The sequence below is a fragment of the Dolichospermum heterosporum TAC447 genome, from assembly GCF_024584745.1.
GTDB lineage: Bacteria > Cyanobacteriota > Cyanobacteriia > Cyanobacteriales > Nostocaceae > Dolichospermum > Dolichospermum heterosporum.
Genome location: NZ_CP099464.1, coordinates 2,772,162 through 2,784,465, shown reverse-complemented (window position 1 = coordinate 2,784,465; position 12,304 = coordinate 2,772,162). Strand labels below are relative to the sequence as shown.

Sequence of the window (12,304 nt, the reverse complement as noted above, 5' to 3'; positions counted from 1 at the left end):
TCGTTATGGCAAGGCAAAAGGCAAGAGTGAAGAGGGTTTGGGCGATTTTACGTTTCTTTACACAGTTTGGTTTTATTGTGTTCACCTACTTACATCTGTTTTCATCTCGGCTTTGTTGAGTAAAAATAATTCTCTATTTCTTGGCTAATATGACATAATCATCTAATACATAGTGTGATTCATACTTTTGACTGAAATACTTTTTAAGTAACCGAGTCATATATAGTTGCTTAGGTAATTCATCTTGAGCAAATTTGGCAAACTCAGAAATAGCTAAAGGTTTTCTTAAACCCGTTGCATTTATATATTTATACCAAACTAATTCTAATCCAAGTTCTTCTACAAACTTATATACTATATTTTTTTCCTGTTCTTTATCTTCAACTTGATAAATATTGTAAGCCTTGAATAGCTTCTTGTCTTGGATAATTAAGAGTACATACCCCTGATTATTTAAGCTTTCAGAAAATATTTCTTTATATATATTATTAGCTTGAATTCTTTTGGTATTATCTGCGAAAAAACAATGAGAAATAACGATGAAATCAAAAAAGTTTTTGGGAATATTCCTAGATTTCGCATCCCATAAAAAGATGTCAGAACTAACAAAACGAAAGTAATTATTTAGAGGATTTAGTTGCGACTCGATATATTTACGCCAAAATTGAAGTCCTCGATACTGGAAAGCGGCTTGTTTTTCTAAAGAATAGTAAGATATGTGCATTTGGGGAATATCAAAAAAGCTGCTACAACTTTGGAGAAATAAAGCCAAACCATAAGCTGTTGTTCCCGGTCCAGCAGCGATATCAAGAATATTCAATTTAGTTGGTAACAACCCATCTTGGTAAATGAAAAACCAGGCTAAATAGAGACAATAGACATTTTCTAAAAAATATTTCATAAAATAGACATGAGGAGTCAGACTAAAACGGTAGTCTGGATCTTGTCCCATTTTTAAGCTAGTAATATCCTCAACAGCGTCTTCTAATTTAATTGCTAATTGTTTATCAGAAATTTTACTAAATTCTTCTTGAAGATATTCCACTAGTTTAACTTCAAAATTACCAAATATACTCTCATCAATTCCTGTTGCTTGGAGTTTATATTCATCATGATCCACTAATTTAAAAGCTTGATATATAAACTTAATAAATTCTGCATTTGGATTTAATAACAGATGAGATTTTGATTCTTTTGCTGCTGTTATTTGGTTTCTTAAATTTGCAGTTTCGTGTTTATTTTCCTGTAAATTTCGTTCAAGTTGCAGTTTATCCCTAAATAGTTTCTCTAACCATGAAAAACTTGCTCCCGATTTTTGAATCTCTTGCAAAATTTGTACAGCACTTCGTGTATCACCACGCTGTAATGCTGATTTAAATTGCTGACTTCTCCACCAATTAATAATAAAATTACTCATAACCAAACCCGTCTTTTCCTTCTTTTATTTCTACACCCGGAAGCTGAGAGACTAACTTTTCTTTAAATCTCTGATAACTAAATCTCTCAGAATTATACCACCAAGCATACTTTTGTTTGATTTCTTCAGCTTCTTGACGAGTTCCGGCGACAAGAGAACGATTATTATTAGGATGAAAATCTTGAATTACTACTCTATCTGCAATAGCTAATTTCTTAATAAAAGCATCTTCATCTGTTAGTAATGTTGGAAGTAAAGGTGTAATTGTAATAGAAATTTTAGGAATAAAACCTTTAAAACTATCAATACTTTGTCTGATTTTAGTAATAGCATTTAATCTGGCTTTAATACTAGGAGAACGGGGTTCAAAATCTCTTCTCACGGCTTCGCTACCTGTGGGAATGCTCATATTAATTCGCAACCGTTGAAACCTTTGTAAATAATCAATATCTCTAGTAATAATGGGACTGCGAGTTTGAATTACTAAATTTGGCCGATAATCAAGCATTACTTCTAATAAACTGCGAGTTAATTGATGTTTAGACTCCAAAGGTTGATAAGGATCTGTGACACTACTCATGTAAATTCTGGGAGGTTGCTTGGGATTTTTTCGATACCAAGTTTCTAATTCTTTTGCTAAAATTTCCGCAGCATTTTCTTTATAAATTACCCATTTACCCCAGTCTTGACGCATTTTAGGATTAGGGCTAAATGCAGCAGCATAGCAATAACTACAACCATATTGACAACCCCGATAAGGATTGAGGGTAAAGTCATAAGCAGCAATAAACCCAGTCGCTTTTGTTAGCAGTGATTTAGCATTTTGGGCGTAAACTGTAGTATCTCCAAATTTTTCGCGCACGCATTTTGTAGGAGTTTCGTCGCTATAACCTTCATACCTTGGTTTCGCCATATTTTAATCTGTTATTTACTTGATAGATCCTAAAAATGCTATTGAATACATTTAAATACAAGCACTGCTGATACACAAACGTATATTCACGTATTTTTCCGTTTTTTTCTAAACATAGAGAAAACGAAAGTTAGTATTTTGTGAAAAGATAAAATATCTCTATGAATATACTAATTAACTTTAATCTTTTTCAAATCGTAAACGTGCGAAAACTTCTACATAACTAGCGATATAAAGTAAAAAATATTTTCATACAGCACCTTTACGAATCATCTCAAATCCATATACATAGATATCCGCAAATTTATAGCGTTGATCTTTCTCGCGCAATTGAATAATACCGATTTCAGTTAAAAAAGAAGCAAATTCTTCAAAGTCTGCTATATCATGTGCTGATTCTTGCCATATGCTATGTAATTCTTCTTTAGGTAAAAGAGCTGGTTTCTGCTTGAGAGAGTCAAAAAATTTAGTCAAATGACGATATTCTTCTTTGATTTCATCACAACGTTTTTCTGATGCTTTTTTCAATCCCATTTCTAAAGATTTACTACGTAATAAACGATCTGTTGGTGTTTGAATTGATGATTTTCCTTGATAGCTTAATTCTTGTTCTTTTGCACCTGTTAATAATATACTTAAACTACGAGGAAAAGTAGTACCACTAGAATCAGTTAATCTTTCATAAACCCATCTGGATAAATATTTAGCTTTGTCTCCTCTTCTGCGACGACTTCCCCAAAGCAATTCTAAAGCTTTATCAATTGTATCTTCAGTAGTTTGATCAATTGCATCTTCAGCAATAGGAGAAAATCTATTTACCAAATCCTTAAAATCTGGAGATTGTATTGATTGACGGAAAGCTAATCTTAAAAAGTCAACCCTAGTCCATTGTAAAATAATATCGCGTCCAGTAAAATGACTTTTATTGTCAAAAATTAAACGATTCCATATATCTTCTCTCAAGAAAATCTTAAATCTAATTTCTGTTAGGCGATTTGCATCACAAGATTGAACTAATTGAAATAATCCAGATAATGCTGATTGTCTTACTTCTCCTGCTTCAGGAAAATCTTCATCTAAATCATCATAAAGCAACCAGATTTTCTGAGATTTATTTTTGGCTTCTTCATGAATAATAATGTTAATGGTATCATTGACTATTTCACTTAGTATAGCGTTAGTAGATAATTCTAACAAAACTTGATTGTACTCAGATTGCCATTTTCCTTTAGGTAAATTATTGATAATATTTTTCAGTTCACTAAATTTTTCACCTTTCCTATTTTTAGGAAAATTACATAAATTTTCCTGATGACATCTAAGGAGTAAATAAGCTCTCCAGAAAGCCTCCCATGTGCCACCCTGCTGCTGTAAATTTTCATGAATAAATTGGAATTGTCCACGAGTCGGACGACTTTCCTGATATCTACCATGTGCAGACAAAAATACAGTATTATCTAATCTACCACGAGCTAGTTTTTGAGCATCACTTTTATATTTGAGAAAAAGCCAATATAGAGCAGTTTTACCTGTTCCTTTTCTACCTCTAATTAAACAAGTTGCATGATCTAAAAATTTCTCAAAATCATTGGTACGCTGGAATAGGAGGGTGAAATCCTGTTTTTGATCTGTATCCGCAGCATTTACTTCAGGAAATTGCAAGCTTTTGATAATTTTCCAGCGTGTTTCTGAATTAGTTAAAATATTTGTTCTGTCAATTTCATCAGTTTCTTCATCAATTAAATTGACAATTTTATTATAGTAATCTAGTAAAGCTCTTACAGGGTAATTATCAGCTAAAGCAATGGGTTGAAGATAGGGAATTACTAAAGGTTCTGGTAGTTCTAATGGATCATTATCATCTATTTCAAATTCTTCATCTGTGGATATTTTTATTTGATCTAGAAAAGATTTATAAATCTCGTTTACTTTGTCAAGTTTGCTAACATCAGGAACAGGAGAAAAAACAAAATTGATTGATAGATTTTTTAGAGTGTTTAGCGAACGCAATAGTAATTCTATTCCTTGTTTATTTTGTTCATTAGGAAAAAGAAAAATAATTGCTTCATTAGCAGCTTGAATTAATGATAAAGCTCCCCATTGATTAATTCCCGTTCTCGAATCAATTAATATAACATCAGGTTTTAATTGTTCGTAAATTTTCCGCTTGAAAACAGTCCAAAGATTTTGATCTCCATCAATAACAGTATTAGCATGAAGATCATCAACTTTAGAAATATAATCAAGACTAAGACAACCAGCAGGAACAACAAATAATCTTCCTTTAGCGTTTGGTATTCTTACTTCACCAAATATTTCAGTAATGGAAATATTCGGCTTTATTCCTTCTGGTAAATAGGAACGTTCATAAAAATAGTCAACAATTCCATATTTTGGTTGTGGTTGCAGGTTAAAAGCCGTACTTAGACCAGGTGCTTCTAAATCTAAATCTACAGCCACAACTTTACGTCCCCGCATTGCTAAAATCCAAGCAACATGAGTTAATGCTGTAGTGCGTCCTACTCCTCCTTTAAAGGAATAAAATGTTACTGTTCTGGGTAGACTAAGTTCGCGCTGAGGTGCTGTTGCTTGGTTTTGTGGGTTTGCTGCTTGGATAGCTAAATCTTGCCAAGTATGTATTGATGCTGGATCAAAAATCTGTGGTGGTGAAATATTAAGTGATTCAGCTTCTTGAAGTGTATATAGGGAGAGAAAACCAGGAGATAAATGAGGAACTTGTGATTGAAGTAAGTTAGAAATTTGTTCTTTACGTTGAGGAATAGATAAACTTATAAAGCGATCGCTTACAATAGTTAAATTTAATAAACCAGATGTAGAAATATTTACATCAACCCATTCCTGTGACTTCTGTACATACTCGGTTTTAATCTGCTGTTTTAGCAAAGACTGCCAATTTTCCTGCATTTGATCACCTCTTTAAAGTGTAGCGATTTGCTCCTGTAACCAACGAATAAGGTTCTGATATGCGTCGAACCAAAGTTGATAACTTTCATCATTAGGCTCAAGTCCAGAATAGCGCAAATCTATGAAATGTTGGCTCATTGGGTTCTCAACTGTGTTGAGCCATTCCATAACATCTGGAAACCTTTCAATTCTAGATCGAAGTCGATTATGTCGTCTCAACGCCTCATCGTATTTGTGTCCCGGATTTTTGATTGTATGTCCAGGATTATTAGAACTTGTTTTCCATTCTCGACTCGCGCCATTTGGTAAAGTAGCAAAAATCATCGCTTTTAATAAACATTCGATGGTTACACCACCAAAGTGCATAGCCCCAACTTTCCTTACAGGATGCAGTGTTTCAGTATCAGTATGGCGCTCCATAAAAGCTGCCTGGTAATCTTCCATACTTGTTAGACTTAAAATTCAAGCTTTATCAGTATATTATTAAATTAGGATTTTTAAGCTAAAAATTAAGCATTAACAACAAAAAACAGCCAACCCTTTCCAGAAACAGCGATTATTCAAACTCGAATGGCAAACACCCAAGATTATTGGGAAAGAATTGATTAGAACTAAATAGGAGGCAGGTATGGCGTGGATATTTAGTTTATCAGCAGAGTGTGGCTCTGATGAAAACAGTGCTAAGAAATTTGCTCAATATTTTGGGGAAATAAGAGGGTATCAATGGTTACTTTTGAAGTCTACTATATATGTGTGTCGCACAGACATTTTTCAAGAGATAGAAGACAATTGGTGGTGTCGGGTTTACCCTGAACGGGTTTACTCAGATAATGTTAGCGAAGTGGGAATATATAGCCCTGAAAGTGCTTATTTAATGACGGAGTTAGGTTTGTTATTCTATAAAGCTCTCAAGTTTGATTCTAGCTTTCGTTATGCTTTAGTTGGTGTAGAAGTTGATGAATTTAGAACCTACAGTGAACTAATGGAAGATTTACCTAATTTATCTATTCCAGGATTAGTTTTATCTACAGCACTTGCAGAGGAAGTAAAAACATTACCAGGTTTCCAACCATTTAGTTATGGTTATGTTTGGCAACCTTACAAGGGGGAAGTTTATTACAGCGCCGTTTTGACCAGCGTTTTCGGCAATTCTCTTCAGAGGAGCAGGTAAAGCCCGAACAACGATTAAAGCACCAGTCAACTCTTCATCCTTGAGGTTGATGTGCGCCCAAGCTTCCAATACAGGAGCGAGGTGAGCCAAGGTTGTACCACCACCGGGAACAATACCTTCTTCTACAGCAGCCTTAGTAGCGTTGATAGCATCTTCCAAGCGCAGCTTCTTGTCCTTCATTTCGGTTTCGGTAGCTGCACCAACTTTAACTACAGCGACACCACCGGACAATTTAGCCAAACGTTCTTGCAGTTTTTCTTTGTCGTAGGAAGATTCGGTTTCTTCCATCTGAGGACGGATTTGTTCGCAACGAGCCTTCACAGCAGCTTCATTACCTTCAGCAACAATTGTGGTGCTGTCTTTGGTAATGGTAATGCGACGAGCTTTACCTAAGCATCATAAGGAAATTATGAGCAATTTTGAGGCAAGCTAGGATTAAAGCGGATGACTTTCTTGAAAATTAAATTCTTTCCAATTAACCGCAATATTCATTATTCATGTATGTTTTAAATAACGAATTTAACTGAAATTTTACTTCTTCTTCTCCTAACACTTTTTCTACTAAACACCGTCGTGTTAAAGATTGTATAATTTGCAAAAATCTAGCATTTGATAATTCAATATCAGCAGGTTTTTGGGAAATATCTATAGGTTCATTTTGTGTGGATAACCAGTTAATAACCTTATTTTCTAATTCTGATAAACGTTCTAAATGATTTTCTAAAAGTGCTTCTATATCTCCTAAAAATAGATCATCATTATCTGTTAGAAATAGGGATACTTTACCATTAAAAAATTCTATTATAGTCAATATAATGATATTTAACCAACCAGGATGACCTTGATAAAGTGTTATTAATTCATCCCATTTATCCTCATCTTTTAAGCCTTTATCTCTGAATATTGCTTTAGCATCTTCTTCTAATCCTTGAAGATATAATGTTTTTGTGTATTTGTTTTGAATTTCTAAAGTTTCTATATCTGGGGGTTTTGCTGAACTAATCAAAATTAAACAACTTTGATGAGATGAGGTGGCAATTTGTTGAAAAAATTTACTATAATCTTTATATTCTGTTAAATATTGACCTGCTAAGTTACCAAATTGAAAAATATTATCCACGTCATCAATGATTACTAAACAACGAGATGAACTAAAATAATCTATGATTTCAGGTAATGGGTTTTGTGATTGAGAAAGAAATTGTTTCAGTTCATCTTTAAGAGTTATCAGTTGAGGAAGATTATCAAGACTGCGATAAATAATATAATCAAATTCTGTTTTAATTTCTGAGATTAGTTTCAGAGTTAAAGCAGTTTTACCAATTCCATTTAATCCATAAATTGTGACTAGTCTGGTTTTATTTTCTAATATCCATTGTTTTAGGGTAGAAATTTCTGAAGTGCGTCCATAATTATAGTTTAGTTCTGGTGCTTTTGTTAAGTCAATTATTGAGGTTTGATGTTTGGGTTGAGGAGGTTTAAAATGCTCTTGTCTATAGTTATTAGTTTGTATAAATTGACCACCAATATTAATATTATCAAGTAATAAACAATCCCCGAAATGAGAAACTTGAGAAACACGATATTTCTTTTCTACTCTAGAACGAAAATTATCTTTATTCAGGTCTTCTCCTAATGATTGTCCTAGTTTTTTCCATAATTTAGCTGCTTCTTTTTTAATGTGAGATTCACTACAATTATTAAATCCTACAGCTATTTGCCAATATTTTTGACCTTGCCAAACACCTTTGAGAATTGCTTCCTCTACAGGAGTAAGATTTTCGTGTGTTTTATCAAACAATAAATTATCAGTGTATTGTAAAACATCCTCGATATTATTCATTTGTATTTACACTAAAGGTATTTAAAATAATATATTATACCAAATCCTACTAAATTACTGCCGGATTCTGCAAAAATTGTGTACTAAATCCTACTCTGTGCTAACAAAGAAGAAAATACAATACTGCATATAAAGTAAATTAGCTTAAGTCATTATAATACACCATTCACGTGGAGTGATGGCTTCTAACACAAAATAATTAGTAAGGGTGATCTCAGTTATGTACAAAGAACAGTTTAGTGCTGGAAACCCAGGGTTTATAGTCATTTTGATTGATCAATCAGCTTCAATGTCAGACCCTTATGATAACTCTACCAAGGCTGAGTTTGCTGCATTGGCAGTCAATAAGGTTTTGGCCGAAATTATTACAGCTTGTACAGCAGGTGACTTAATCAAAGACAGATGTTATCTCGCTGTAATTGGATATGGAGCGAGTGTAAAACTAGTTTTTCTAGACAAGGCATCTGATTTAGCTAAGAATCCTAACACAACTACGAAAAAGAAAAAAGTTTCTGATGGTGCAGGTGGATTAGTTGAAGTTGATGAAATAGTCAGAGTTTTTGTAACCCCTACTGCTAGTGGTGGTACACCCATGGCAGAGGCCTTTCAACAAGCTTATCAAGGCGTAGAAAAATTTATTTCTGGCCATCCAAATAGTTTTCCACCCACTGTTATTAATATTACTGATGGAGAACCAAATGATTTTAACAGTGCTACCAATGAGGCCAAAAAACTAGCACAACTGAAAACTACTGATGGCAATGTAATTATCATCAATGCACATATTGACACAAAATTGGGAAGCAAAATAGAGTTGCCACATAGCAATTCCGGTTTTAGCAGTAATAAATTTGCTAACTTTTTGTTCGATATTTCCAGCGTACTACCAGAGACTCTTGCAAATAGGGCAAAGGATCTCGGTTTTAATATCCAATCTGGTTCGAGAGGCTTTGCATTTAATGCTGATGCTGAAACACTTATTAAGATTCTTGATTTTGGTTCTCAAACAGGTTTGCGCTAAGGCTCTCTATCACTCAACATTTTGGAAATTAATAACACTATGTCAATTAGTCTTATTTTTCATGGTAGGACGCAGAAAGAAAAGGAAAACCTTAGTGATTGTCAAGATTATTTAGAAACTAACACAGAAAAGAATTGTTTTGCGATCGCTGATGGTGCAAGTCAATCATTTTATCCGAGTATATGGGCAGAACTTCTTGTCAAACATTTTTGCCAAACCCCTGAAATTAATCAGGATAACTGGCAGGATTGGCTACAACCAATTCAGGAAAAATGGTTTGCAGAGGTAGAGGAGCGAGTAATAAAAGCCAGAGCAGAAAATAGTCCTGTTTGGGTTACAAATCAAAATCGCTTCAATTTCCGTGAATCGGCAGCATCTACATTTATAGGGTTACAATTTATTGGAGATCTGGTAGAAGTTTCTATTATTGGTGATAGTTGTTTATTTGTCGTGGAAGACGATAAGCTAATTCAGGCATATTTGTTAGATAACTCAACAAAATTTAATAATCTTCCAGAGTATTTTGCCAGTCGTAGCAAAGATAATAATTTTTCTCCTCAATGTTTTAATCTACACTTAATTCAGAAAAAATCCACAAATAATCTTTACTTTATTCTTGCAACAGATAGTTTGTCAGAATACATCTTCAAATGTGTGGAACAAAAAAATAATATTTTTAGAACCTTGATAGGTATTTCTTCAGATTCGGAATTTGAAAAGTTTGTGATATCTGCTAGAAATTCTGAAAATATAAAAATGAAGAATGATGATGTTACTCTCTTAATTTTATCTATACCTAACAGAAGCATAGATCATCAGTCCTCTTTACAATCAACAGATAAAGTGGAAGGAAATACCAAAGATGTTCTATCTTCAAGCAATGAACAGTCTGGTGATAAAAATAAGTCCTCTTCAAAATCAACAGATGCAGTAGAAGGAAATACCAAAGATTTTCTATCTTCAAGTAATGAACAGTCTAGTGAAGCAACAGAAAGCAGTTTAAACTTTATTTTTCATATTTTTCGTCAACTGATGTCTGCCGTTAAATTTCGTAATCTAACACAGAAAAATATTCCAAAAGTTTCTCTTAATCGCGATAAGCTTGTTCCAACCATTGAAGAACTACAAAAACAAAACACAAGATTAAGGTATCAGCGTTTTGGTTTGGGTTTAGGTTTAGGTATTTGTCTTTTTATAATATCGCTATTACTTGGTATGCTTTTTAATAAAAAGCAAGAAAGTATTACTGAATCCGAACAGCTACCTAATACGAATTTAAATCAGACTAAAAAAAATGCAACTCCTGTATCTACTGAGAAATCTAAACTTTCACTTAAAAAAGAAATTAGCATCTACAATAATCAAACTCTTACGAATGTTTTTGCAAATTTATTACTTGATTTATCTGAAGTAGAAATTATAGGAGAAGGTGACAAATGGACTAAATTTAAAAAAGAACTTTATATTTATAGAACTCTAGTTACAGATAATTGTAATGATTGTAAAGGTGACGAAATTGAAACAATCACAACCAATCAACCAATTAATCTTAGATTATCACCTGACCCTAAAGGAATTATTTTTGCATCATTAAAAGATAAATCAAGGTTCAATAAACTAGAATTTGAATCAAAAAATTGGTATAAATTTGAATTTGTAGGGTATATAAAAAATGAAGTATCCACTCAGAAATGACTATGATATCGCTGTCAGAAATCCTGATAAATTCCTTCTTGACAGTGTTTTGAAAACAGGAAAACCTGTTATGCAAACCAAACATCCTAATCTTTTACGTTCATCTAATGGTGGGAAGGCTATTGTTTATGAAATTCAAACAAAGTCTCACAAATATGGTCTTAAATGTTGGGTAGAAGATTTGGGTGATTTAAAAGTTCGTTATAAAGAAATTGAGAACTATCTTCAAAAAATTAAACTTTCTTGCTTTGTTGATTTTTGTTACAATGAACAAGGCATTTTAGTCAATGGTCAAAAATTTCCAATTGTGAGAATGGAATGGATTGATGGTATTAGCTTTACAACATTTTTAGCTAATAATATTAATAATCCTGCTCATATTCGTGACTTTGCTGGGAAATTTTTGGAAATGGTAAAGGTTCTACACCAAAATAATATTTCTCATGGAGATTTACAACATGGTAATATTATGGTGCGTAAAAATGGGGATATCTGCTTAATTGACTATGACAGTTTGTATGTTCCCCAACTAATCCATGAAAAAGATAATATTAAAGGACTACCTGGATATCAGCATCCTAACAGAAATAAATTAAATAAACTCAGCCCAAAATCCGACTATTTCTCAGAACTTATTATTTATTTATCATTGCTTGCTATTTCAGAAAAGCCAAGCTATTGGAAACAAATAGAGCAAGAAGAAAGACTACTCTTTTCTGAGAAAGATTTAGCTAATCTTAAATCATCTAGGATATTTTCAGAGCTTAAAAATCTCTCGGATGAAGTTAAGTATTTTGCATTAGAATTAGAGAAGTTTTGTCGAGAATCAGATGTTGAAAAATTGCAGCCGCTTGAAGATTTAGTAACTGCTTACAGTGGTTCAAAAGTAAGTTGGGATTTTGTACCTGGTGCAATTCCAAATTTATCCGCAACATCAACAATTCCTGCGCCAATTCCTATAGATTTAAAGAGTTCTGGTTGGAGTATCTTAGCAACAAATACAACTAAATCTCCTACAGCAAATGTCCCAAGTTCAGATCCTTGGAGTAAACTTGATACCAATCAATCCAATGCTTGGGATAAATTAGATGGAAATAAAACACCTACTAATGCTTGGGACAAATTTGATCAGCTTGAGCAAAGCAAGAAAACAGAGCCGACTACAGAGGAAAATAACTGGAATAAATTTGATAATATGTGGAATAAATTATTGAAATCTGTCTCATCTGTCTGGAGTAACTTTGTCAAGTGGTTTAATTAGAGACGAAAATTGTATAAAACGGCTAAAAAAAGCTTAAAAAGTAATTAATAAGCATAAA

General features: G+C 33.1%; 9 protein-coding genes and 1 pseudogene. 4 read left to right on the top strand and 6 right to left on the bottom strand.

Going from position 1 to position 12,304, the window contains the following annotated elements:
- Positions 1-133 precede the first annotated feature (133 nt).
- The 4 genes from NG743_RS12630 to NG743_RS12615 form a co-directional block, all read right to left on the bottom strand.
- Entirely contained in the window at positions 134-1,417 is a 1,284-nt protein-coding gene (locus NG743_RS12630; protein WP_027403133.1) for a hypothetical protein, read from the bottom strand.
- Complete coding sequence (locus NG743_RS12625; protein ID WP_027403132.1) at positions 1,410-2,330, bottom strand: SPL family radical SAM protein; 921 nt, start codon at positions 2,328-2,330, stop codon at positions 1,410-1,412. Before NG743_RS12625 ends, NG743_RS12630 begins: the two co-directional genes overlap by 8 nt.
- 249 nt (positions 2,331-2,579) lie before the next feature.
- Positions 2,580-5,255 (bottom strand): ParA family protein, encoded by a 2,676-nt coding sequence (locus NG743_RS12620; protein WP_257122072.1) that lies wholly within the window; start codon positions 5,253-5,255, stop codon positions 2,580-2,582.
- A 12-nt stretch (positions 5,256-5,267) separates the two neighbouring features.
- A complete protein-coding gene (locus NG743_RS12615) occupies positions 5,268-5,699 on the bottom strand; it encodes a hypothetical protein (RefSeq protein WP_096663509.1) in 432 nt (143 codons plus the stop codon).
- A gap of 184 nt (positions 5,700-5,883) precedes the next feature.
- Here NG743_RS12615 and NG743_RS12610 point away from each other — a divergent pair, with 184 nt between their 5' ends.
- Positions 5,884-6,426 (top strand): hypothetical protein, encoded by a 543-nt coding sequence (locus tag NG743_RS12610; protein ID WP_257122071.1) that lies wholly within the window; start codon positions 5,884-5,886, stop codon positions 6,424-6,426.
- On the opposite strand, the pseudogene NG743_RS12605 reads toward NG743_RS12610, so the two are convergent.
- Both NG743_RS12605 and NG743_RS12600 read right to left on the bottom strand, forming a co-directional pair.
- Positions 6,370-6,819, bottom strand: a pseudogene (locus tag NG743_RS12605) (TCP-1/cpn60 chaperonin family protein); the annotation flags it as partial. The gene NG743_RS12610 and the pseudogene NG743_RS12605 sit on opposite strands and share 57 nt — an antisense overlap.
- A gap of 82 nt (positions 6,820-6,901) precedes the next feature.
- Entirely contained in the window at positions 6,902-8,269 is a 1,368-nt protein-coding gene (locus NG743_RS12600) for a helix-turn-helix domain-containing protein (protein ID WP_257122070.1), read from the bottom strand.
- A gap of 220 nt (positions 8,270-8,489) precedes the next feature.
- Here NG743_RS12600 and NG743_RS12595 point away from each other — a divergent pair, with 220 nt between their 5' ends.
- Genes NG743_RS12595 through NG743_RS12585 form a run of 3 tightly spaced genes read left to right on the top strand, consistent with a single transcriptional unit; the run spans position 8,490 to position 12,246 of the window.
- On the top strand, positions 8,490-9,290 hold the full coding sequence (locus tag NG743_RS12595; RefSeq protein ID WP_257122069.1) for a vWA domain-containing protein: 801 nt from the start codon (positions 8,490-8,492) through the stop codon (positions 9,288-9,290).
- Positions 9,291-9,329: 39 nt separating this feature from the next.
- Positions 9,330-10,985 (top strand): protein phosphatase 2C domain-containing protein, encoded by a 1,656-nt coding sequence (locus NG743_RS12590; protein ID WP_257122068.1) that lies wholly within the window; start codon positions 9,330-9,332, stop codon positions 10,983-10,985.
- The gene (locus NG743_RS12585) at positions 10,963-12,246 is read left to right on the top strand and encodes a protein kinase domain-containing protein (RefSeq protein ID WP_257122067.1); all 1,284 of its coding nucleotides are present in this window, start codon (positions 10,963-10,965) and stop codon (positions 12,244-12,246) included. Before NG743_RS12590 ends, NG743_RS12585 begins: the two co-directional genes overlap by 23 nt.
- Positions 12,247-12,304 lie beyond the last annotated feature (58 nt).

Excerpts from the sequence above, each read along its gene's own strand:
- NG743_RS12630 (WP_027403133.1), bottom strand. The coding sequence starts at position 1,417 with ATGAGTAATTTTATTATTAATTGGTGGAGAAGTCAGCAATTTAAATCA.
- NG743_RS12625 (WP_027403132.1), bottom strand. The coding sequence starts at position 2,330 with ATGGCGAAACCAAGGTATGAAGGTTATAGCGACGAAACTCCTACAAAA.
- NG743_RS12620 (WP_257122072.1), bottom strand. The coding sequence starts at position 5,255 with ATGCAGGAAAATTGGCAGTCTTTGCTAAAACAGCAGATTAAAACCGAG.
- NG743_RS12615 (WP_096663509.1), bottom strand. The coding sequence starts at position 5,699 with ATGGAAGATTACCAGGCAGCTTTTATGGAGCGCCATACTGATACTGAA.
- NG743_RS12610 (WP_257122071.1), top strand. The coding sequence starts at position 5,884 with ATGGCGTGGATATTTAGTTTATCAGCAGAGTGTGGCTCTGATGAAAAC.
- NG743_RS12600 (WP_257122070.1), bottom strand. The coding sequence starts at position 8,269 with ATGAATAATATCGAGGATGTTTTACAATACACTGATAATTTATTGTTT.
- NG743_RS12595 (WP_257122069.1), top strand. The coding sequence starts at position 8,490 with ATGTACAAAGAACAGTTTAGTGCTGGAAACCCAGGGTTTATAGTCATT.
- NG743_RS12590 (WP_257122068.1), top strand. The coding sequence starts at position 9,330 with ATGTCAATTAGTCTTATTTTTCATGGTAGGACGCAGAAAGAAAAGGAA.
- NG743_RS12585 (WP_257122067.1), top strand. The coding sequence starts at position 10,963 with ATGAAGTATCCACTCAGAAATGACTATGATATCGCTGTCAGAAATCCT.